Annotated in this window: 20 protein-coding genes; 12 read left to right on the top strand and 8 right to left on the bottom strand. The window is 63.7% G+C overall.

Annotated elements, in window-relative coordinates; genetic code table 11:
* Positions 1–23 precede the first annotated feature (23 nt).
* On the bottom strand, positions 24–2,114 hold the full coding sequence (gene parE / locus N2597_RS09590; protein ID WP_183597744.1) for a DNA topoisomerase IV subunit B: 2,091 nt from the start codon (positions 2,112–2,114) through the stop codon (positions 24–26).
* Positions 2,115–2,321: 207 nt separating this feature from the next.
* Here parE and N2597_RS09585 point away from each other — a divergent pair, with 207 nt between their 5' ends.
* From N2597_RS09585 to N2597_RS09565, 5 genes are all read left to right on the top strand, one after another.
* Entirely contained in the window at positions 2,322–3,221 is a 900-nt protein-coding gene (locus N2597_RS09585) for an alpha/beta hydrolase family protein (protein ID WP_077994068.1), read from the top strand.
* 126 nt (positions 3,222–3,347) lie between these two features.
* The gene (tpiA, locus tag N2597_RS09580) at positions 3,348–4,118 is read left to right on the top strand and encodes a triose-phosphate isomerase (protein WP_183597746.1); all 771 of its coding nucleotides are present in this window, start codon (positions 3,348–3,350) and stop codon (positions 4,116–4,118) included.
* A 139-nt stretch (positions 4,119–4,257) separates the two neighbouring features.
* Complete coding sequence (gene secG / locus N2597_RS09575) at positions 4,258–4,773, top strand: preprotein translocase subunit SecG (RefSeq protein WP_183597748.1); 516 nt, start codon at positions 4,258–4,260, stop codon at positions 4,771–4,773.
* Positions 4,774–4,916: 143 nt separating this feature from the next.
* On the top strand, positions 4,917–6,545 hold the full coding sequence (locus N2597_RS09570) for a CTP synthase (protein WP_183597750.1): 1,629 nt from the start codon (positions 4,917–4,919) through the stop codon (positions 6,543–6,545).
* A 72-nt stretch (positions 6,546–6,617) separates the two neighbouring features.
* Positions 6,618–7,085 (top strand): SRPBCC family protein, encoded by a 468-nt coding sequence (locus N2597_RS09565; RefSeq protein ID WP_106796234.1) that lies wholly within the window; start codon positions 6,618–6,620, stop codon positions 7,083–7,085.
* 45 nt (positions 7,086–7,130) lie between these two features.
* Here N2597_RS09565 and N2597_RS09560 read toward each other — a convergent pair whose 3' ends face one another.
* The gene (locus tag N2597_RS09560; protein WP_183597752.1) at positions 7,131–8,219 is read right to left on the bottom strand and encodes a citrate synthase/methylcitrate synthase; all 1,089 of its coding nucleotides are present in this window, start codon (positions 8,217–8,219) and stop codon (positions 7,131–7,133) included.
* An 83-nt stretch (positions 8,220–8,302) separates the two neighbouring features.
* Between N2597_RS09560 and N2597_RS09555 the strand changes: the two genes are divergently transcribed.
* The 5 genes from N2597_RS09555 (at position 8,303) to N2597_RS09535 (ending at position 14,973) form a co-directional block, all read left to right on the top strand.
* Positions 8,303–9,448, top strand: a complete 1,146-nt coding sequence (locus N2597_RS09555; protein WP_183597754.1) for a citrate synthase — start codon at positions 8,303–8,305, stop codon at positions 9,446–9,448.
* 135 nt (positions 9,449–9,583) lie between these two features.
* The gene (locus N2597_RS09550) at positions 9,584–10,102 is read left to right on the top strand and encodes a FecR domain-containing protein (RefSeq protein ID WP_106796212.1); all 519 of its coding nucleotides are present in this window, start codon (positions 9,584–9,586) and stop codon (positions 10,100–10,102) included.
* A 5-nt stretch (positions 10,103–10,107) separates the two neighbouring features.
* On the top strand, positions 10,108–11,964 hold the full coding sequence (locus N2597_RS09545) for a CHASE2 domain-containing protein (protein WP_183597756.1): 1,857 nt from the start codon (positions 10,108–10,110) through the stop codon (positions 11,962–11,964).
* 98 nt (positions 11,965–12,062) lie between these two features.
* Entirely contained in the window at positions 12,063–14,033 is a 1,971-nt protein-coding gene (locus N2597_RS09540; RefSeq protein WP_183597758.1) for a DEAD/DEAH box helicase, read from the top strand.
* A gap of 232 nt (positions 14,034–14,265) precedes the next feature.
* Positions 14,266–14,973: a class I SAM-dependent methyltransferase gene (locus tag N2597_RS09535; RefSeq protein ID WP_009992086.1), complete on the top strand. Its 708-nt coding sequence runs from the start codon at positions 14,266–14,268 to the stop codon at positions 14,971–14,973.
* Here the strand turns inward: N2597_RS09535 and N2597_RS09530 are convergent.
* From N2597_RS09530 to N2597_RS09510, 5 genes are all read right to left on the bottom strand, one after another.
* A complete protein-coding gene (locus N2597_RS09530; protein ID WP_077993610.1) occupies positions 14,942–16,165 on the bottom strand; it encodes a molybdopterin molybdotransferase MoeA in 1,224 nt (407 codons plus the stop codon). The two genes, N2597_RS09535 and N2597_RS09530, sit on opposite strands and share 32 nt — an antisense overlap.
* Positions 16,162–16,659 (bottom strand): cyclic pyranopterin monophosphate synthase MoaC, encoded by a 498-nt coding sequence (moaC, locus tag N2597_RS09525; RefSeq protein ID WP_096764609.1) that lies wholly within the window; start codon positions 16,657–16,659, stop codon positions 16,162–16,164. Before moaC ends, N2597_RS09530 begins: the two co-directional genes overlap by 4 nt.
* Position 16,660: 1 nt before the next feature.
* A complete protein-coding gene (trpC, locus tag N2597_RS09520) occupies positions 16,661–17,473 on the bottom strand; it encodes an indole-3-glycerol phosphate synthase TrpC (RefSeq protein ID WP_077993614.1) in 813 nt (270 codons plus the stop codon).
* Positions 17,474–17,482: 9 nt separating this feature from the next.
* Complete coding sequence (trpD, locus tag N2597_RS09515) at positions 17,483–18,499, bottom strand: anthranilate phosphoribosyltransferase (RefSeq protein ID WP_077993616.1); 1,017 nt, start codon at positions 18,497–18,499, stop codon at positions 17,483–17,485.
* A gap of 121 nt (positions 18,500–18,620) precedes the next feature.
* The gene (locus tag N2597_RS09510; protein WP_183597768.1) at positions 18,621–20,513 is read right to left on the bottom strand and encodes a peptidylprolyl isomerase; all 1,893 of its coding nucleotides are present in this window, start codon (positions 20,511–20,513) and stop codon (positions 18,621–18,623) included.
* A gap of 219 nt (positions 20,514–20,732) precedes the next feature.
* On the opposite strand from N2597_RS09510, the gene N2597_RS09505 reads away from it, so the two are divergent.
* Positions 20,733–21,014 (top strand): hypothetical protein, encoded by a 282-nt coding sequence (locus tag N2597_RS09505; RefSeq protein ID WP_038692554.1) that lies wholly within the window; start codon positions 20,733–20,735, stop codon positions 21,012–21,014.
* 76 nt (positions 21,015–21,090) lie between these two features.
* Here N2597_RS09505 and N2597_RS09500 read toward each other — a convergent pair whose 3' ends face one another.
* Positions 21,091–21,339 carry a GlsB/YeaQ/YmgE family stress response membrane protein gene (locus N2597_RS09500; RefSeq protein WP_038689007.1) on the bottom strand — a complete coding sequence of 83 codons (249 nt, stop codon included), beginning with the start codon at positions 21,337–21,339 and terminating at the stop codon, positions 21,091–21,093.
* Positions 21,340–21,900: 561 nt separating this feature from the next.
* Between N2597_RS09500 and N2597_RS09495 the strand changes: the two genes are divergently transcribed.
* Positions 21,901–22,056 (top strand): hypothetical protein, encoded by a 156-nt coding sequence (locus tag N2597_RS09495; protein ID WP_009995299.1) that lies wholly within the window; start codon positions 21,901–21,903, stop codon positions 22,054–22,056.
* The last annotated feature ends 476 nt before the right edge of the window (positions 22,057–22,532 follow it).

Raw genomic sequence — 22,532 nt, 5'->3', positions numbered from 1 at the left:
GGTTCGGCGCGCCTCAGACCTGCTTAAATATCGAGGTTTTCGGCGAAGGCCGCACGCTCCTGGATGAAACGGAAGCGGGCTTCCGGCTTGGTGCCCATCAGATCGTCGACGGCGCTGCGGGTGCCCTCAAAATCCACCTCGTCGATCAGCACCTTCAGCAGGGTGCGCTTGGACGGATCCATCGTGGTTTCCTTGAGCTGGGCGGGCATCATTTCGCCGAGACCTTTGAAGCGGCTGATCTCGACCTTGGCCTTGCCCTTGAACTCCGTCTGCATCAACTCGGCGCGGTGGTTGTCGTCGCGGGCATAGGCGGATTTCGCCCCTTGCGTGATCTTGTAGAGCGGCGGAACGGCAAGGAAGAGGTGACCGCCGCGGACCAGTTCCGGCATCTCCTGATAGAAGAAGGTGATGAGCAGCGAAGCGATGTGGGCGCCGTCGACGTCGGCATCGGTCATGACGATGATGCGCTCGTAGCGCAGGTCTTCCTGGCGATACTTCGAACGCGTGCCGCAGCCGAGCGCCTGGATGAGATCGGCGAGCTGCTGGTTTGCGCCGAGTTTTTCACGGCCGGCGCTGGCGACGTTGAGGATCTTGCCGCGCAGCGGCAGGATCGCCTGATTGGCGCGATTGCGCGCCTGCTTGGCCGAACCGCCTGCCGAGTCACCCTCGACGATGAACAGTTCGGCGCCTTCGGCGGTATTCTGCGAGCAGTCGGCGAGCTTGCCGGGCAGGCGCAGCTTGCGCACCGCCGTCTTGCGGTTGACTTCCTTTTCCTTGCGGCGGCGTAGGCGTTCCTCGGCGCGCTCGATCACCCAGTCGAGCAGCTTGGCCGCCTCGTTCGGATTGTCGGCGAGATAGTGATCGAACGGGTCGCGCAGCGCGTTCTCGACGATGCGCTGGGCCTCGACGGTCGCCAGCTTGTCCTTGGTCTGGCCGACGAATTCCGGCTCGCGGATGAAGATCGACAGCATGCCGACGGCCGAGATCATCACGTCGTCGGTGGTGATCTGTGCGGCCCGCTTGTTCTGCGTCAGCTCGGCATAGGCCTTCAGCCCCTTGGTCAGCGCGATGCGCAGGCCTGCCTCGTGCGTGCCGCCTTCCGGGGTCGGGATGGTGTTGCAATAGGAATGCACCTGCGGATCGCCGCCATACCAGGTGATCGCCCATTCCATCGAGCCGTGGCCGCTGGCCTTCTCCGTCTTGCCGGCGAAGATCTCGCGGGTAACGGTGAACTCCTTGCCCATCGTCGCCTGGAGATAATCCTTGAGGCCGCCGGGGAAATGGAAGGTGGCCTTATCAGGCACCTCGGATCCTTCCGGCAGAACGCCGGGCTCGCAGCTCCAGCGGATCTCGACGCCACCGAAGAGGTAAGCCTTTGAGCGCGCCATACGAAAGACGCGGGCGGCGTCGAACTTCATATGATCGCCGAATATCTGGGCGTCGGGATGGAAGCGCACGCGGGTGCCGCGGCGATTATGGACGTCGCCCAGTTCCTCGAGCCCGCCCTGAGGCAGGCCGCGGGAGAAGCGCTGGCGGTAGAGCTTGCGGTTGCGCGCCACCTCGACCTCGAGGAAGTCGGACAGCGCGTTGACGACCGAGACGCCGACGCCGTGCAGACCGCCCGATGTCTCGTAGGCCTTGCCGTCGAACTTGCCGCCGGCATGCAGCTTGGTCATGATGACTTCGAGCGTCGATTTGCCGGGAACCTGCGGATGGTTCTCGACGGGGATGCCGCGGCCGTTGTCGGTGACGGTGAGATAACCCTGCAGATCGAGATGCACTTCGATGAAATTGGCGTGTCCGGCGACCGCCTCGTCCATCGCATTGTCGATGACTTCGGCAAAGAGGTGATGCAGCGCCTTTTCGTCGGTGCCGCCGATATACATGCCCGGGCGCATACGCACCGGCTCGAGCCCTTCGAGGACGCGGATCGACGAGGCGCCGTATTCGTCCGAGTTCGATCCGGCGGGCGCCGGGCGCGCGGAGGCGGCGGGCGGCGTCGCGGCGACGGGCGCTGCGGCTGCCGGCCGCTCGGCCGGCGCTACGGGCTTCTGTGCCTCCTCGCGTTTTTCAGAAAGGGGCAGTCCGGAAAAAAGGTCGTTGCTGTCGTCCATGGAGCCGTTCAGATCTTCATCCTGTCTTGGGCTTGCATCCGCCGCCGACCCAAAATCACCGCATTTCATGTCACGTTTGCGAATCAGGCAGATTCTGCCAGAAAGCACCTCAATACGCGACACCGCCAATTCTGGCGGAGTTGACACATGATTTGCGTTGCCGGGCGCGGAATGGCAAGCGGCGGCAGGCTTCAGGAAACCATCCGCATGCGAATGTCCACAAGTGATTGCGCTGTTATATCGGTAATTGCGGCGTTTTTCCTGTCTGCGGCCATGCTGTCATCAGGCGGGCCGGCGCAAGCGGCCGGCACGCTGGCGCCCTTCAAGGATGAACTGTTCTCGAAGCAGACCATCCTGCAGACCGGCGACGACGGTGCTTTCGAGGTCATCGACTACGACGAAATGCGCGATATCAACGGCCGCGACCAGATCCCGCAAAAGCGGGTGCAGCAGAAATATGTGGCGCTCGGCATCCGCAAGGCCCAAGCGGACGAAACGCTCTCGCTCGACGGCATCAAGCTCGATGTCACCAGGGTGGGACCGCCGCAAAATGCCGCATTCACGGTGATCTTCATTCACGGCCGCGACGGCGACCGCAGGCTCGGGGCCAACGACTACAGCTTCGGCGGCAATTTCAACCGGCTGAAGAACCTCGCCGCCGGCAATGGCGGCGTCTACTATTCGCCGACGGTCAAGAGCTTCGACAGCAACGGCGTTGCCGCCATCGCCGGCCTCGTCCGCTATGCCAGCGCCCAATCGCCCGGCCGGCCAGTCATCCTCTCCTGCGCCTCGATGGGCAGCCAGGTCTGCTGGGGCATTGCCCGCGACGAGGGCAGCGTCAAGCGGCTGAAGGGCATGCTTGTCATGAGCGGGGTTACCGATCCCGATTTCACCAAAAGCGCCTTCTACAGGGCGAAGCTGCCGCTCTGGTTCGCGCATGGCAGCCGCGATCCGGTCTATGCCGCCAGCGACCAGCAGGCGCTGTTCGAAAGACTGCGCAAGGCAAAATATCCGGCGCGCTTCACGCTGTTTCAAACCGGCAATCACGGAACGCCGATCCGAATGATCGACTGGCGCAGGGTGTTGAACTGGATTCTTGCGGCTTAGCGCGGGATTTTAGGCAAAATTTGCCTGGGATTGCCGAGATTCCCCTTACGTCAGGGGCATGATGCTTTTCTTTGCCGCAAGCTTTTGATATGGCCGCAGGCATAAGCAGATTTAGGGAAGGCCGGCATGACACCTGACGTGCGCCCGCTCGTGGCGGGAAATTGGAAAATGAACGGCACCCGTGCCTCTCTGGATCAGATCAAGGCGATCGCCGAGGGTGTTCGCCCGCCGCTCGCCGATAAGGTCGAGGCGCTGATCTGCCCGCCGGCGACGCTGCTCTATGTGGCGACCGCGCTTTGCACCGACAGCCCGCTTTCGATCGGCGCGCAGGACTGCCATCAGAAGGCCTCCGGGGCGCACACCGGCGACATCTCGGCAGAAATGATTGCCGACAGTTTCGGCACCTATGTGATCGTCGGCCATTCCGAACGCCGTACCGACCACGCCGAAACGGACCATCTGGTGCGCGCCAAGGCGGAGGCCGCTTTTGCCGCGGGGCTGACGGCGATCATCTGCATCGGCGAGACGGCGGATGAACGCCGCGCCGGTCAGGCGCTCGACATCATCAAGCGCCAGCTTTCGGCCTCCGTTCCCGATGGCGCGACCGCCGAAAATACGGTTATCGCCTATGAGCCGATCTGGGCGATCGGTACCGGTGTGACGCCGACATCGGGCGACGTGGAAAAGGCGCATGCCTTCATGCGCGCCGAAATGGCGGCTCGCTTCGACGATCAGGGCCGCAAGATGCGCCTTCTCTATGGCGGCTCGGTCAAGCCGGCCAACGCCGGCGAACTGATGGGCATTGCCAATGTCGACGGCGCACTGATCGGCGGGGCGAGCTTGAAAGCCGCCGACTTCCTCGCCATCTACCGGGCCTACGAGGCGCTGCTCGCCTGAGGCGTTGTTTGTTCCCGGGCTAATTCGTTCAATCCGGGGCGTATTCTCGGCCGAAGGGCTTGGAATAGACGAACGCCTCATGTAAAGAGCCGCCAGAATTTTTAATTATGTCCGTCTTCCGGCGGGCAGGACTGGACCCATGCAGACAGTATTGATTGTCATCCATCTCATGATCGTGCTCGCCCTCGTCGGCGTCGTGCTCATCCAGCGCTCGGAAGGCGGCGGCCTCGGCATCGGCGGCGGTTCGGGCTTCATGTCGGCCCGCGGCACGGCCAATGCGCTGACGCGCACGACCGCGATCCTTGCCACGCTGTTCTTCCTGACGTCGCTCGGCCTCGGCATACTGACGCGTTACGAGGGCCGTCCGGGCGATATTCTCGACCGCATCCCGGCCACGAGCGGCCAGGGCAACGGTATCCTCGATTCGCTCGGCGGCGCACAGGCTCCGGCCAACCAGCCGGCCGGCAACGGCGTTCCGAGCAGCGGCGCCGCCGCACCTGTTCCGCAGGCTCCGGCAGCCCAGGCCCCGGTGGCCAGCGCGCCTTCAACGGATGCGCCGGCAGCAAGCGCTCCGGCAACGACTGCCCCGGCAACGCCCGCAGCTCCTGCCGCGCCGGCGCCGGCTCAGCCCTCCGGCGTCCCGACGGGACAGTAAACCGGTCTTCGACATAAACCGCCGGCAGGCCCTCGGGTCTGCCGGTTTTCTTTTGTTCAGATTCCCGCGTCAGGCTTCGAAAGTTCTGGAAAAGAATTTTTGGGCTGGTGGAATCGTTTTTGAAAAGGTATCCGGTGAATCCCATGGCGCGATACGTATTCATCACAGGCGGCGTGGTTTCCTCCCTCGGAAAAGGAATCGCGGCCGCTGCTCTCGGAGCCTTGCTGCAGGCTCGTGGTTATCGAGTCCGGCTTCGCAAGCTCGACCCCTATCTGAACGTGGATCCGGGCACGATGAGCCCGACCCAGCACGGCGAGGTCTTCGTCACCGACGACGGCGCGGAAACCGATCTCGATCTCGGCCACTACGAGCGCTTCACAGGGCGTTCGGCAACCAAGACCGACAACATCACCACCGGCCGCATCTACAAGAACATCATCGACAAGGAACGGCGCGGCGACTACCTCGGCGCGACGGTGCAGGTCATCCCGCACGTCACCAACGAGATCAAAGATTTCGTCACCGAGGGCAATAAGGACTACGACTTCGTCATCTGCGAGATCGGCGGCACGGTCGGCGACATCGAGGCGATGCCCTTCATGGAGGCGATCCGCCAGCTCGGCAACGACCTGCCGCGCGGCACCGCCGTCTACGTCCATCTGACGCTGATGCCCTATATTCCGGCGGCCGGCGAACTGAAGACCAAGCCGACCCAGCACTCGGTGAAGGAACTGCAGGCGCTCGGTATTCATCCCGATATCCTGCTGGTGCGCGCCGATCGCGAAATCCCGGAAGCCGAACGCCGCAAGCTGTCGCTGTTCTGCAATGTGCGCCCGTCCGCCGTCATCCAGGCGCTCGATGTCGCCAATATCTACGACGTGCCGATGGCCTACCACAAGGAAGGCCTCGACGACGAAGTGCTTGCCGCCTTCGGCATCGAGCCGGCGCCGAAGCCGCGCCTTGACCAGTGGGAAGAGGTCTGCAATCGCATCCGGACGCCGGAAGGCGAGGTGACGATCGCGATCGTCGGCAAATATACCGGCCTTAAGGATGCCTATAAGTCGCTGATCGAGGCCCTGCATCACGGCGGCATCGCCAATCGCGTCAAGGTCAAGCTCGAATGGATCGAGTCCGAGGTCTTCGAGAAGGAAGATCCGGCACCTTATCTCGAAAAGGTGCATGGCATCCTCGTGCCGGGTGGCTTCGGCGAACGTGGTTCGGAAGGCAAGATCCACGCTGCGCGCTTCGCCCGCGAGCGCAAGGTGCCGTATTTCGGCATCTGCTTCGGCATGCAGATGGCCGTCATCGAGGCGGCGCGCAATCTCGCCGACGTACACGCCGCTTCGTCGACCGAATTCGGCCCGACGAAGGAACCGGTGGTCGGCCTGATGACCGAATGGGTCAAGGGCAACGAACTGCAGAAGCGCACCGCGGCCGGCGATCTCGGCGGCACGATGCGCCTCGGCGCCTACAAGGCGGCGCTGAAGAAGGGCACGAAAATCTCGGAAATCTACGGTTCGACCGATATTTCCGAGCGTCATCGCCACCGCTATGAGGTCAATGTCGACTACAAGGACCGCCTCGAGAGTTGCGGCCTCGTCTTCTCCGGCATGTCGCCGGACGGCGTTCTGCCGGAGACGATCGAATATCCCGATCACCCCTGGTTCATCGGCGTGCAGTATCATCCAGAACTGAAGAGCCGCCCGCTTGACCCGCATCCGCTGTTTGCCAGCTTCATCGAAGCGGCAACGGAACAGAGCCGCCTCGTCTGACGAATGCGCATACCAGATCGCGCCGCCTTCGCGCGATCTGGATAATGGCCATGTTTGCGCTATGTTGGCGGCATGGCAGCCCGCAGCACGACCGTCTCACGCTTCATCGCCGCGCCGCGCGAGCGCATCTACAGTGCCTTTCTCGATGCGGAAGCCGTCGCTACATGGCTTCCCCCCGGTTCGATGATAGGCATTGTCCACGCCTTCGAAGGCCGGGAAGGCGGTGCCTTCAGCATGTCGCTCGTCTACCCCGACGACGAGGCCTCACAGCCGGGAAAAACCTCTGACAAGACCGACAGATTCGAGGGCCGTTTTGCCAGACTTGTGCCTGACGAACGGATCGTCTGGGCGACCGTATTCGATTCCGAGGACGAGGGATTTTCAGGCGAGATGACCGTCAGCACGATCTTGTCGCCTGCTGACGGCGGCACCGACGTGACGATCGTCTGCGAGAACATTCCAGCCGGCATTCGGCTTGAAGACAATGAAGAAGGTTGCCGCTTGACGCTCGGCAAACTTGCCACTTTCGTCGGTGGTTGAGATTGGCGGCCGATCCAAGACATGCCCCGCCGCCGAATCCAAGCGTCAGGCTGCGGCCGGAAGCGGTCCTACATAGACCGAACGGGGGCGGATCAGCCGGCCGTCGAGCGCCTGTTCACGGGCATGCGCCAGCCATCCAACCGTTCGACCGATCGCAAAGACGCCGGTAAAGGCTTCCCGCGGGAAGCCGAGGGCTTCGAGCAGCAAGGCGGTGTAGAATTCGACATTGACGTCGAGCGGCCGGTCCGGCTTGCGCGCCTTCAAGATCGCCAACGCGGCGGCCTCGACGGCTTCGGCGAGCGCGCCGCGGGCGCTGTCCACCTGTCCTGACGTGATCAGCGGCTTCAGCGCGCCTTTCAGGGCATCGGCGCGTGGATCGCGCACGCGGTAGATGCGGTGGCCGAAGCCCATCAGCCTTTCGCCGCGATCGAGCGCTTCGGCCAGCCAACGGCAAGCATTCTCCGCCGTTCCCACTGCATCCAGCATGTCGAGGACAGGCCCGGGCGCGCCGCCATGCAGCGGCCCCTTCAGCGCGCTCAGCGCCGCCAGCACCGAAGAGGTGAGGCCGGCCTGGGTCGAGGCGATGACCCGCGATGCGAAGGTCGAGGCGTTGAGGCCGTGGTCTGAGATCGTCACGAGATATGTATCGAGCGCCGCCACCTGCTCCTTGCTCGGCATTTTTCCGGTCAGCATGCGCAGGATATCGGCCGCCTGCGACAGCGCGGCGTCGGGCGCGATCGGCTTTTGGCCGCGCTGCAGCCGCAGCAATGCAGGCAGGAAGACTGCAGGCGCTGCCAGAAGGCCGAGCGCGGTGTCGAAATCCTCTCCGTCCGGCAGCCGTGCGATCAGTGCCCGCATCGCATCGACCGGCGGCAGTGCCAGCAGGGCAGCGTCGGCGGCCTGGACATGGACGAAGGTCTTCGTTCGCGCTTTCGCCAGCCAGCTGCGCAATTCCACTTCATCGACGCTCCGCTCCATCAGGCCATCAAGCAACAGGGCGGCAACGCCCTCATAGGTCCCCTCCGCGACGAGATGATCCAGCGAAACGCCGCGAATGATCAGCCGCCCCGCTTCGCCATCGACATCCGAGAGCTGCGTTTCGGCGGCAATGACGTCTTCCAAGCCATTTTTCATGTTGTTTCTCCTTTACGATAAGGATGATCCGACCTAGTCTCATTGACGTCAATCTTGATGCAATTGATCAATATGAGGCTCCGATGCCGTGGCTGACCGCCGAGGAGGCGCTGCAGGCGCTGAAGACCAAGCCGCAGACGCTTTACGCCAATGTCAGCCGCGGGCGCATCCGCGCCAAGCCCGATCCCGCCGACCCGCGCCGCAGCCTCTACCAGGCTGCCGACGTGCAGCGACTGGCCGAACGCCATGCCGGCCGCCGCAAGGCCGAAACGGTTGCTGCCGAGACGATCCGCTGGGGCGACCCGGTTCTCTCCTCGGCGATCTCCACCATCATCGCAGGACGGCTGTTCTATCGCGGACGGGATGCCGCCGATTTCGCCGAGGCAGCGACGCTGGAGCAGACGGCGGCACTGCTCTGGAACGGCACGGAAACGCTGTTCTCGGGCACGGTAGCCGGAAATGGCCCGCCGTCGCTTCAGGCTGCGTTCCTGGCGCTGGCCGGGCGGGTGATGGCGGATCTGCCATCGCTCGGCCGTTCGCAAGCCGCCCTGCGGCGCGAGGCGCACGGCGTTCTCTCGACCATCGCCGATGCGGTGGCGCCGGGGCCCTCAGACCAGCCGCTGCATCTGCGGCTGGCGGCGAGCTGGAAGCGGCCGGATGCCGCCGATTGCCTGCGCCGCGCCCTGGTATTGCTTGCCGATCACGAACTCAACGCGTCGGCATTTGCGGCGCGGGTCACCGCCTCGGCGGGTGCCGCACTGTCGGCTGCGGTGCTCTCCGGTCTGGCGACACTAACGGGGCCGCTGCACGGCGCTGCCTGGCAAGGCGTCGACGCCTTGATCCAGTCATCTTCGGCGCTTGGCGCGGAGCAGGCGATCCGCCGCTCGCTTGTCCAGGGCAATCACCTTTCTGCCTTCGGCCATCCGCTCTATCCCGATGGCGATATCAGGGCTTTGGCGCTGCTTTCGCATTTTTCCCTGCCGCCGCAATTTACCGAGCTTCGGGAAAGGGGCGAGGAGATGGTCGGCGAGAAGGTCAATGTCGATTTCGCGCTTGCCGCCATGGCGGCCGCGTTCGATCTGCCTCGAGAGGCGCCGATCATCATTTTTTCGCTTGCCCGTTCCACCGGCTGGCTCGCTCATGCGATGGAGCAGATCGAGAGCGGAGAGTTGATCCGCCCGCGCGCGCGTTATGCCGGGCCGGCGCCGCAGATGAGAAGCGGTGTCTGAGAATTCGCCGGCGGTCTCAGCGGTGTACTTTTCGCCTAGGGAAATATCGGAATTCGGCTATCATGCCCGATATGGAAGAAGACGGTTGGCGGGCGCTTTCGCAAAAGCTGCTCCGCCCGGTCACGGGGGCTTTCCATGCATACGACGCTTCGCAACCTGTTTGTCGCCGCGCTGGCTGCCGGCCTCATTCCGTATGAGGCGGCCTTAGCGCAGTCTGTGGGCTGCGCGATATCGCGTGACGCCGGCGCCCGTCAGGTGCTGAGCTGCCCCGGCGGCGTCAAGGTGACGGCAGAAGCCGGGGCGTCTTTCCGCCTCACCGACCGCAACCGTGACGGCAGTCCCGATTCGGCGTCGCTACGGCGCAAGGCCATTCTCGTGGATGTCGACAGCAGTCAGCACACAGGTGGCTTCCAGGTGGTAACGCCGCAGGCGATTGCTGCCGTCCGTGGCACGCAGTGGGCTGTCGACGTCGCAGGCGGCAAGACCTCGGTGCTGGTGGTCAGCGGCAGCGTTGCCGTCCGTCGGCCGGCCGGCGAGCCGGTGGTGCTGTCGCCAGGCGAGGGCGTCGATGTGTCCAGCTCAACCGAACCTCTTGTCGTGCGCCGCTGGCCTGCGGCACGCGTCGCTGCCCTTCTTGCCCGCCTCGGCCAGTAAATATCATGAGCCATCGTCTGCTGACCGTGATCGCGCTGCTGTTCGCCGGTCTCTGGGGCGCGGCGCTCGGTTATCTCAATCTCAACGGCGAGGTCGGCCTTCTCGACCGGATGGAGGCGACGCTTGCTGATATCCGCAGCCTCGTCGTTGGGGCAAGAGAGCCGCCGCCCGTCGTCTCGATCGTCGCGATCGATGACCGCACCGCCGCCGCCCACGGCTATCCGCTCGACCGGGCCACGCTTGCCCGTCTTGTCGGCGCGATCAATGCGGGTAAGCCGAAAGCCCTGGCGCTCGACATTCTGCTGGTCGATCCCGGGGCGGAGGAGGGTGATGCGGCGCTGACCGCCGCCTTGCGCCAGGGGCCAACCGTCATCGCGGGGGCGGCCACCTTTGCGCAAAGCAGGCAGCGGGTCACCGACGCCGCCGAGGATCCGTTGGCCGCCATACCCGAGGCAAACCAGCTTCTGCTGCCGCTCCCGCGCTTTGCCGAGGCCTCCGCCGTCGGCATCGTCAATGTCGCAACCGATCGGACCGGCACGCCGCGGTTCATTCCGCTGATTTCGCGCAGCGCCGACCGGCTGGATCCGGCTTTTCCGCTGCGTGCCGCCTCCGTCGCGCTGGGCGCCGATCCCCGTATCGAGCGCGGTGCCGTCATGCTCGGAGCGCTGCGTATTCCGACGGATATCGGTCAACGCCTGCCGGTGACCTTCTATGGCGGACGCGGCAGCATCGCCACGTTCAGCGCCGCCGATGCGCTTGACGGCAAGCTGCCGGCGGCGACTGTGGCAGGCCGTATTGTCGTCATCGGTTCGACGGTCACCGGCGGCGGCGACGTCTTCCCGACGCCGTTCGATCCCGTCATGCCCGGCGTCGAGGTGATGTCGACGGCAATCACCCATCTCGTCACCGGCGACGGCATGGTGCGCGACCACAGGATGAGGCTGATCGATGCCGGCACGGCCATCGGCCTGGCGCTCCTGCTCGTTTCGCTGGTGGCTTGGCGGCGGAGTGCTGCGGGCTATCTCATCATGGTGCTGGTGCTGGTGGTCTGGGCCATGCTCAATCTGTCGGCCTTCGCCCATGGCTATTGGCTGAGTGCGGCGCTGCCGATCGCGGCGGCGCTTCCGCCGGCGTTGATGCTCGGTGCGGCCGAACTCTGGCTCGACCGCGGCCGCGCCCGCCATTTCGCCGAGCAGAGCGCGCTGCTGCAGCGTATCGAGGCTCCCGGCCTTGGCGAATGGCTGGCGCGCCATCCGAATTTCCTTGCCACGCCGGTGCGTCAGAACGCTGCCGTCATCTTCATCGATCTCTCAGGCTTCACGGGCCTCAGCGAAACGCTCGGGCCGGTCAAGGTCAGCGAAGTGCTCAGCGGTTTCTTCGAAATCATCGACGAGGAGGCCCGCTCTCACGGCGGCGCCATCACCAGCTTCATGGGCGACGGGGCAATGATCCTGTTCGGCCTGCCGGAGCCGGCCGATGACGATGCCGCCCGCGCCGTCGCCTGCGCGGTCAGCCTCTGCGAGCGTACGCGGACCTGGCTTGGCGCGCATGCGGGCTTTGCCGAGAAGAAGATCGGCTTCAAGGTCGGCGCCCATTGCGGCCCGATCGTCGCCTCGCGGCTCGGCACCGGCGACCGGCAGCAGATCACGGCGGCGGGCGACACCGTGAATGTCGGCGCCCGGCTGATGGAGGTCGCCGCCCGCAACGGCGTCGAGCTGGCGCTGAGCGCCGAAATCGTCCGTGCCGCAGGCCCCGACAGCGTGCTGCTGCGGGCCGGGCGGATGGATGGTCCGCTGGAAACGGAGCTGCGCGGCCGGGCAAGCCATATCGACGCCTGGCTGTGGCGCAGCCGCACGCTTTGACAATCGCTGCGGGAGCGGCTAGGAACGGCGCAAATATCCCGCCGGCTGGCTCCGGCCATGGCGCATTTCGCGCCTGACAGCTCCGAAAGATCGAACTCATGACAGAATTCAACGGCGTCGTTCCGGCGATCGCCAAGGCGTTGCAGAAGCGCGGTTACGCCGAACTCACCCCGGTGCAGAAGTCGATGCTCGATCCTGATCTTGCCGCATCCGACGCTCTGGTTTCCGCCCAGACCGGTTCCGGCAAGACCGTCGCCTTCGGGCTGGCGCTGGCGCCGACGCTGCTCGAGGGCAGGGAACGCTTCGGCAATGCCGGCGCCCCGCTCGCCCTCGTCATCGCGCCGACGCGTGAACTTGCCCTGCAGGTGAAACGCGAGCTCGAATGGCTCTATGAGATGACCGGCGCGGTGATCGCCAGCTGCGTCGGCGGCATGGACATCCGCAGCGAGCGCCGGGCGCTCGAACGCGGCGCCCATATCGTCGTCGGCACGCCGGGCCGGCTCTGCGATCATATCCGCCGCAACGCGCTCGACATGTCGGAACTGAAGGCCGCCGTGCTCGACGAGGCCGACGAGATGCTCGATCTCGGCTTCCGCGAAGATCTGGAATTCATTCTCGACTCAGCGCCGGACGAACGCCGGACGCTGATGTTTTCGGCAACCGTGCCGGCGGCGATCGCCAAGCTTGCCAAGAGCTACCAGCGCGACGCCGTGCGCATCAGCACCGCCGCCGAGGAAAAGCAGCATATCGACATCGAATATCGCGCGCTGATGGTGGCCCCGAGCGACCGCGAGAACGCGATCATCAACGTGCTGCGTTATTACGAGGCGACCAATGCCATCGTCTTCTGTTCGACGCGCGCCGCCGTCAACCATCTGACCGCGCGTTTCAACAACCGCAATTTCGCTGTGGTGGCGCTCTCCGGCGAGCTGACGCAGAACGAACGCAGCCATGCGCTGCAGGCGATGCGCGACGGGCGCGCCCGCGTCTGCATCGCAACCGATGTCGCCGCCCGCGGCATCGATCTGCCGGGCCTCGATCTGGTTATCCACGCCGACCTGCCGACCAATCCGGAAACGCTGCTGCACCGCAGCGGCCGGACCGGCCGGGCCGGGCGCAAAGGCATCAGCGCCATGATCGTGCCGCTGAATGCACGGCGCAAGGCCGAACGCCTGCTGGAGAATGCCGGCATTTCCGCAGCCTGGGCACGGCCGCCGTCGGCCGAAGAGGTGAATGAGCGCGACGACGAGCGGCTGCTCGCCGATCCGATCTTCAGCGAAGCGCCGCAGGAAGAAGAACAGGGGCTGGTGCAGCAGCTGCTTTCCAGCCACGGCGCCGAGAAGCTCGCCGCCGCCTTCCTGCGTCTCTACCGCACCAATCATTCGGCGCCGGAGGACCTGATCGAGGTCACCGTGCAGGATGAGCGCAGCCGCAAGCGCCGCGACAATGCCGAGCCATACGCGCCGGCACAAAAGGGACCGCGCGAGGATTTCGGCCCCAGCGTGTGGTTCTCCGTCTCGGTCGGGCGCAAGCAGAATGCCGAGCCGCGCTGGCTGATCCCGATGCTTTGCCGCAACGGCAACGTGACGAAGCGCGAGATCGGCGCGATCAAGATGCAGCCCGAGGAAACCTATGTCGAGATTGCCACGGCAAGCGCCGACGGTTTCCAGGAAGCGCTGGGGCCAAACAAGACGCTCGAACGCGGCATCCGCGTCACGAGGCTTTCCGGCACACCGGATTTCAGCCGCGCGGCGGCACAGAAGCCCTATGCCGGCAAGTCGTCGCGCGACGAACGGCCGGGCGAGGGCTTCCGCGATGAGCGGCCGAAGAATAAGTTCGGCAAAGGCCCGGGCGGCGGATATGCCGCGGTTGAGAATGCCGGCGGGGAGAAGCGGGACAGCAAGCCCTGGAGCAAGAAACCAGGCAAGCCCGGCTTCGATGGCCCGAAAGGCGATAAGCCGAGATATGACAAGCCGAAATTCGAAGGCGCCAAATCTGAACGCCCGAAATACGAGGGCAAGGGCGGCGCCGGGGCGAAAAGCAAGTTTTCGAAGAAGAAGCCCGGCTGATTTCGCCGGCAGCCGGGTGGCGAAGCTGCCCCTCACCCTAACCCTCTCCCCGTAAAAACGGGGAGAGGGGACGTGCCAAACGCAACGTCGAGGGTACGGAAAGCCGGTGCGGCATGTCCCTTCGCCCCGCTCGCGGGGAGAAGGTGGCGGCAGCCGGATGAGGGGCAGGCGGCGATCTCCTAGGGCGACAATTTTCTACTGCTTGTGCCTAAATGGGATCGGGAGGATGACGATGAAAAGCTCCGGCATGCCGCATCCCGATCCGGCGGCCTTCATCCAGGCCAATCTGTCGATCTCACCCGTTCCGGCCATTCCCGAGATTCTGCTGCATACGGCAGGGCCTGCGAGCGGGCTCTGGCGGCTTGCCGGCCGCGAAGAAGCCGATCCGCCGCCTTACTGGGCCTATCCCTGGGCTGGCGGCGCCGTGCTTGCCCGCCACCTGCTCGATCGGCCGGAAAAGGTTATCGGCCGCCGTGTCTTCGATCTCGGCGCGGGCTCCGGGCTCGTCGCCATCGCGGCGGCGAAGGCCGGCGCTGCCGCCGTGACGGCGATTGATGTCGATGCCAATGCCATTGCCGCGATCGGCCTCAACGCGGCGGTGAACGGTGTGAGCATCGTTGCGGTCGCCGCCGATATCATCGACGAGCCGCCGCCGGAGGAGATCGATCTCCTTTTGGTGGGCGACCTGTTCTACGATCCCTCACTTGCTTTACGGGTAATGGCCTTCCTGCGGCGCTGCCAGGCAGCCGGTATCGAGATGTTGATCGGCGATCCCGAGCGCGCACATCTGCCGCATGGGGAACTTACGCGAATCGCAACCCATGGGGTTGCGGATTTCGGGGCGGGATCGGCTGCCAAGGCGGTGCAGGCGGGCGTCTTTTCGCTTTCCGCGATGCTTAAAGACGCAATTAAGCCAGAAGGTCCGGCCGCAACAGCATGACCGGGCAGGGTGCTCCAGCGGGCAATTCCGGTGCATGCGGTGGGCGGATGATAAGGCAGTCCGAACGGGCGAAGGTTTTCATCATCGACGAGTCCTGCTTGTCGAAGGGTTCGGCGAGCCAAGTCCCGGCGGCGGACTTCGACAGTTTTGCCCTGATATAGTCTTGCCGATGGTCATTGGCGCGCAGCGGGACGGCTGCCTCCATCGTCGCCTCGCGCCGTGCCGGCGGCAGGGAGGCGAGCTTGCGGATCAGCGGTTCCAGGAAGAGCAGCGAACAGACGAGGCTCGAGACCGGATTGCCGGGCAGGCCGAGCACATGGGTCTCACCGAAGCTGCCGACCATCAGCGGTTTGCCGGGACGCATGGCAATGCGCCAGAAATCCAGCTGCATGCCGGCCTCGATCAGCGTCGGCTGCACCAGATCGTGATCGCCGACCGAGGCGCCACCGAGCGTGACGATGACATCGACCTTGGCTCCCCGCGCCGTGTCGATCGCCGCGGTGATCCTGGCCTTGTCATCCGGGACGATGCCGAGGTCGAGCACATCGGCGCCGGCTTTGCGGGCAAGGGCTGCGATACCGAAGGTGTTGGACGCGATGATTTGCGAATGGCCGGGTGTGCTTCCCGGCGGCAGCAATTCGTCGCCGGTCGCCAGGATGGCGATCAGCGGGCGCCGGAGCACCTCGACGTCGGGCCGGTTCATGCCGGCTGCGACCGTCAGCCGCGAGAAATCGATCACCGTTCCGGCAGAAAGCACGGCTTCGCCTTCGACAAAATCCTGGCCACGGGGACGGATATGCTGTCCCTGCCGCACGGGAAAATTGGTTCGGATGCCGCCTTCGATCTTCTCCGCATCCTCCTGCAGCAGGACGCTGTCGGCGCCTTGCGGAACCGGCGCGCCGGTGAAGATGCGGACGGCTTCGCCGTGGCTGACGGTTCCCTCGAAGCCGTGGCCGGCGGCCGAGGTGCCGATGACCTTCAGCACAGCACCCGGCTCCGGCGCGTCGTCACGGCGCAGCGCATAGCCGTCCATCGCCGACGCATTGAATGGTGGCTGCGTCAGGCCCGCCGTCAGATCGACGGCCAGGACCCGGCCCTCTGCTTCGGCGAGCGGCAGCGTTTCGGATTCTGCGACCGGCTTAGCCCGAGAGAGCAGGCGGTTTTGCGCCTCGGTGACGGGGAGAAGGTTCATCTCGCCTCCGGATGACGGAAATCGCCGGATTTTCCGCCGGATTTTTCGAGCAGCCTAATGCCGCCGATCTCCATTGCCTTGTCGGCGGCCTTGGCCATATCGTAGATCGTCAGACATGCGACGGAGACGGCGGTCAGCGCCTCCATCTCAACGCCGGTCTTGCCGGTCAGCTTGGCGGTTGCCGTGACGCGCAGACCGGGCAAGGTCGCATCTTCCGCGATCTCGACGGTGACCTTCGTCAGCATCAGAGGATGGCAGAGCGGGATCAGATTGGCGGTCTGTTTGGCGGCCATGATGCCGGCAAGCCGGGCCGTGCCGATCACATCGCCCTTCTTGGCATTGCCCTGGCGAATCAGCGCGAGCGTTTCCGGCGCCATTTTCACATGGCCTTCGGCGGTGGCGGCGCGCACCGTCTCGGCCTTATCGGAAACATCGACCATATGCGCCTCGCCTGACGCGTCGATATGGGTGAGGCCGGGCTTTCCGCCGCTCATCTTATTCGGCCGCGATTGCCGCTTCGCCAATGAGCAGCGCGCGGGTGGCGGCCGTCACGTCGTCCTTGCGCATCAGGCTTTCGCCGACCAGGAAGCTATTGATGCCGGCGGCCTGCAGGCGCTTGCAATCTGCATGGGTGAAGATGCCGCTTTCGCCGACGAGGAACCGATCATCAGGAACCAGGGAGGCAAGCGTCTCGCTGACGGTCAGGCTGACTTCGAAAGTCCTGAGGTTGCGGTTGTTGATGCCGATAAGCGGTGAAGAGAGCTTCAGCGCGCGTTCCATTTCCGGCGCGTCGTGAACCTCGACCAGAACATCCATACCAAGCGAAAAAGCTTCGTCCTGCAGACGCTCCGCCTCGTCATCGGTGAGCGACGCCATGATCAGCAGAATGCAATCGGCGCCCCAGGCGCGGGCCTCATGGACCTGATAGGTCTCGAACATGAAGTCCTTGCGCAAAGCGGGCAGGGCGCAGGCGGCCCGTGCCGCCGTCAGGAATTCCGGCGCACCCTGAAAGCTCGGCGTATCGGTGAGCACGGAAAGGCAGGCTGCGCCGCCGGCTTCGTAGGCCTTTGCCAGCGCCGGCGGATCGAAATCCGGACGGATGAGGCCCTTGGACGGGCTTGCCTTCTTGATCTCGGCGATCAGCCCAAAATGGCCAGCCTCACGCTTGGCCGTAAGCGCCTGGTAAAAACCGCGCGGCGCCGACTGCCCGGCCTGCATCGCCTTCAGGTCAGCCAGCGACACCGTCGCCTTGGCGGCAGCGATTTCCTCGCGCTTGTAGAGTTCGATCTTCTTCAGGATATCGCTCATCCGGCAATCCTAATCGATATCGTTGGAAACGGCGATGAGTTTGTCGAGAGCGAGCGCCGTGGCGCCGCTATCGAGCGAATGCGCGGCAAGGGTCATGCCGTCGCGGATCGTTTCGACCTTGCCCGCGATGACAAGCGAGGCGGCGGCATTGGCCAGAGAGACATCGCGGTAGGCATTTTTCGCGCCGCTAAGAACCTCGCGAAGTGCTGCGGCATTGGCGATACCATCGCCGCCCTTGATATCGGCGAGCACGCAGGGGCTGACGCCGAAGTCGGCCGGCGACAGTTCGAAGGTGCGGATCTTGCCGTCTTCGAGGGCTGCAACCTTGGTGATGCCGGTTGTGGTGATCTCGTCGAGACCGTCGCCATGGACCACCCAGACGCATTCGGATCCGAGGTCGCGCATGACTTCGGCCAGCGGCACCAGCCACTGCGGCGAAAAGACACCAAGCAGCTGGCGGCGCACACCGGCCGGATTGGAGAGCGGCCCCAGAAGGTTGAAGATCGTGCGGGTGCCGAGTTCGACGCGGGACGGGCCGACATGGCGCATGGCGGCATGATGAAGCTGCGCGAACATGAAGCCGACGCTAGCCTCCGCAATGCAGCGGGAAATGATCTCGGGACCGACATCGATATTGACGCCAAGGGCCGACAGATTATCCGCCGCACCGGATTTCGAACTCAGCGCCCGGTTGCCGTGCTTTGCCACCGGCACACCGGCGCCGGCAACGATCAGCGCCGCCAGCGTCGAAATATTGTAGGTGCCGCTGGCGTCGCCGCCGGTGCCGACGATGTCGATGGCATCGGCCGGCGCCTCGACGGTCAGCATTTTCGACCGCATGGTGGTGACGGCGCCGACGATCTCGTCGACGCTTTCGCCGCGCACGCGCAGCGCCATCAGGAAGCCGCCGATCTGCGAAGGTGTGGCCTGGCCCGACATCAGGATGTCGAAGGCGGCGCGCGCCTCGTCACGCGTCAGCGGCTCGCGGCTTGCGGCCTTGGCCAGGAACGGTTTCAGATCGGACATAAAACCTCCCAGAGCATGACGCCGAAAACTGTGAGCGACCTTCGGCGGACATCATGCTCTAACTGTTGAATTCGGAACGGGATTCAGATTTTAAGCCGACCTGGCCTAAAATCATCCTGTTCTAGCGGGCCGCCGTCTGTTCGGCGAGCGTCTGGTTGACTTCAGCGCCGTACTGCGTCTGCAGCAGGTTGACCATCTGATCGAGGATATCATCGCCGGCGGCGTTGGCCAGGGCGGTGAGCTGGGCATCGCGGTTGTTCAGCACGTCGCCGGTCGGCTGGCTGTTGACCTCGGTGACCTTCATCAGGATCTGGGTCGAGGGATCGGCGCCGACAGCGCTCGCCACCGTGTCGAGAGGGCCGGAGAAGGCGGCCTTGACGCCGGCGCGGCCCAGAACCGGATCGTCGGTGGAGCGGGTGATGCCGCTCTTGCTTTCGACGGCGATGCCGAGTGGCGTCGCAATGTCGGCAAGGGCGGTGCCCTTTTGCGCCTGGGCCTTCAATTCGTCGGCCTTTTTGGCGAGTTCGGCCTTCTGCTGCTCCGCCGTCCAGTCCTCGACGGCTTTCTCGCGCACTTCGGCGATCGGGCGGTCACGGTCCGGCGTGATTTCGCGGACATTGAACCAGACATAGCCGTCATTGCCGATCGGAAGCGGCGGCGCATCGACGCCGACCTCGGTCTTGAACGCTTCGCCGAGCAGCTGCTGCTTGACGGGGATATCCTTGACCTCCTTGCCGTCCTTGTCGGCACCGGTCGCGTCGACGGCGTCGATGGTGACGGCGTTGAGCTTCAGCTGGCTGGCGATATCTTCAAGCGTGGCGCCGCCGGCGCGCAGATCCTCGATCTGGTCGTGAACGTTGATCACTTCCTGAGAGGCATTGGAAAGGGCCAGCTGCTTGCGGATCTCCTCCTTCACCTCGTCGAAATTCTTCACCGTTTCCGCCTTGATGTTGGTGATGCGCAGGATGACGGGACCAAAGGAACCGTCGACAACCGGCGTCGTGCCACCATCCTTGGAAACCGCAAAGGCGGCTTCGGCAACGGCCTGATCGGGAACCTTGTCCTTGGTGAATTCGCCGAGCAGCACGTCGCTTGCCGTCTTGCCCTGGTCGGAGACCAGCTGATCGAAGCTGGTACCGCTCTTCAGCGCGGTTTCGGCGGCGTTGGCAAGATCCTTGCTGGTGAAGGTCAGCTGCTCGATGGTGCGGCTTTCGGGTGTACGGTAGCTATCCTTGCCCTTGTCGAATGCCTCGCGCACCTGGTCGTCGGTGACCGTCGCGGCATCGGCGATGTCGGCCGGCTGCAGCTTCAGATAGGCGATCTTGCGATATTCCGGCGCGCGGTAACGCTGCTTGACGCCCTCGAACCAGGAGGCCAGCACGTCGTCGGCCGGCGCCTTGATCGGTTCGATATTGGCGTTGGTCAGCAAGAGATAATCGACACTGCGGCTTTCACCGCCATAAAGCTTCATTGCGTCGACCAGCGTCTTCGGCGCGGTGAAGCCGTTGGAAACCGCATCGACGATCTGGCTGCGGACGGCGACCTTGCTGCGCTCCTGGATGTAATCGTCCTGGCGGATGTTGGCATTGCGCAGGCGCGAGACGAACAGGTCGCGGTCGAACTGGCCGTTAACGGCCTTGAACGCCGGATCATCGCCGATCAGTTGGGCGAGGCGATCCTCGGACAGGCCGAGATTCATGTCTGCGGCGAGCTGGTCGAGCGAAGCGCCCGCGATGAGCTGAGAGAGGACCTGCTGTTCGACGCCGAAGGCGCGGGCCTGTTCCGGCGTGAGGCGCATGCCGAATTGCTGGCCGAGGCTTGCCACCTGACGTTGATAGGCGAGGTGGAATTCGTTCACATCGACACGCTGATCGCCGACGGTCACGACCGTGGTGCTGTTGCCGCCTGATATCAGCTCGCGTGATACGCCCCAGACGCCGAAGGAGGCGACCAAGAGAAGCAGGAGCAGCTTGGCAACCCAGGTCTGAGCGGCTCTTCTCAGAAAATGGAACATGGAAACGCAAACCTCGCAGTATTCATTGACCCGCGCGCGGGCAGACATTCGACGTTCCTTAGAACAAACCCGACAGGAAATGAAGGGTTGTCACGCGAAAAGCTGCGCAGAGCGGCGGTGGCGGCGCAAGGCGTTGACGGCAAACAAAAGATCGGCTTCGGCGGAACCTTTCGGGCCGCCATTTCGTTGAAGCGGCATCCCATGAAACAGGAGCAGACCATGGCAGATTTGAAAACCGCTTCCGCCGAATCCACCGCTGCGCGCGTCAAGGCGGATATCGCAGCAGACGATCTGTCGGCCCAGGTCACGGCACTCCGTGAAGATCTGTCCAGACTCACGGACAGTGTGCGGTCGCTGGGACAGGGCGCGAAGTCGGTGGTTACGGACGAAGCTTCGCTGATGACGGAACGGCTGCGCGACAAGGTTCGCGAAGAACCGATCATGGCGCTCGCGGTGACGGCGGGCATCGCCTATGTTTTCGGCCTGCTGAGCCGCCGCTGACACGGAATTCGGAACAGAAAAAGCCGGACGCAAGGCGCGCCCGGCCAGTCGTGTCTAAATAGTTATATCCGGGCCGTCAGCGGCGGATGGCGCGGCCGATGAAAATCAGAAGGCAGGCACCGACGAAGCCGGTGATCAGGTAACCCAGCCAGCCGGCCAGCGGTTGAATGTGCAAAAGACCGAGGATCCAGTTGGCGACGATCGCGCCGACGATGCCAAGCAATATGTTCATGAGCACGCCCATGCTGCTGCTCATGACTTTTTCCGCCAGCCAGCCGGCGATGCCGCCGATGATGATGGCTGCAATCCAACCCACGCCTTCCATGGTAATCCCTCCTGGTAAACCGACTCGCAAGTAAGCACGAAACCGCAGAAAGTTCCACTCCTGGAGGAACTTAGTCGATTATGGCTGAAGCAGGGTAACCGGCGCCTCCAGCAGGTAGGCCATCAGCTGGAACAGCAGGCCGGCTACAGCAAGCATTGCGAAGCCGAAAGGCATGATCAGGCTTTTGCTAAACATTCTTTCCTCTCCCCTATTGAGTAAAGAATAAGCCTAAGTGCGGTCGACGCAAGATTATTGTTAATAAGTAGTTAAGTGCGATATTTAAGTAAAATTATAAATACCACCGATGTATTATGATTCGAAGTAAATATACACCGCTTACTGGTGGTGCTCTCGCCAATGTCAAACAATGCGTCATTTCGTGGAGTTTTTACCTGGCATAAGCTGGACCATTGTGGAATGGGCGCCAGAATGTACCCCGATTTGGCGCGGGTGCTTAAACTCTTCGGCTAGAGCCCGCTTTCATGTCCTGATGCGGCGGATTGATTTTGGCGCCGACTGCATCATTTTTCCGGGAGTTCGCCTCTATCAGGGAAAAACTCGATGTCAAAAGCTGCTGTCGCCTTTGCCTGCCTCTGCCTGCTCACGCTTTCCGCCTGCGGCAATACCGCGTACGGATTGAAGAAGGATGGACAGGAGGCCAGCCACGCAATGGACAACGCGACGCATCGGGTGCTTTCGGCCGGTGCCAAGAAGTAAGGGCAGCAGCGAAATGCGCGCCGTCACCGAGCGGCCAAGCTTGCATGAAAAAGCCCGCCTGGGGTGAGGCGGGCTTGGCATAACAGAGAGAATGGACGGATGGAAACCGCCCCGACTAATACAGCATTTCCTTAAGCGTATGGCCTTGCGTCATTCGACGTAACCGCGACCGACAGATTCCGGCCGCGACCGCCAGGATGGGGTTCAAAAGTTGCCCCAATTCTGAGCGCGAGCGCGGGCGCGAATAATCCGATATTCGCGACCGCCATAGAGCGAACCGATGGTCAGCAGAAGCGTCAGAACGTCCCAGATGATATGCATGGTATCCTCTTAGGTTGGACGGCTCTGCCGTCGATCGGTCAAAGTACAATAGCAATCTTTCAAACCTGCTTATATGACAAGAAATCGGGATATGCGGGGAAGCGGGAAGGGCGCTTCATGAGAAGACGGAGTCGCCATCTTGGGAGCAGTAAGGT

Origin of the sequence: Rhizobium sophoriradicis (assembly GCF_025200795.1) — a bacterium.
Classification (GTDB): Bacteria; Pseudomonadota; Alphaproteobacteria; order Rhizobiales; family Rhizobiaceae; genus Rhizobium; species Rhizobium sophoriradicis.
The sequence above is the reverse complement of the archived record's forward strand: the minus strand, read 5'-3'. Positions and strand labels throughout refer to the sequence as shown.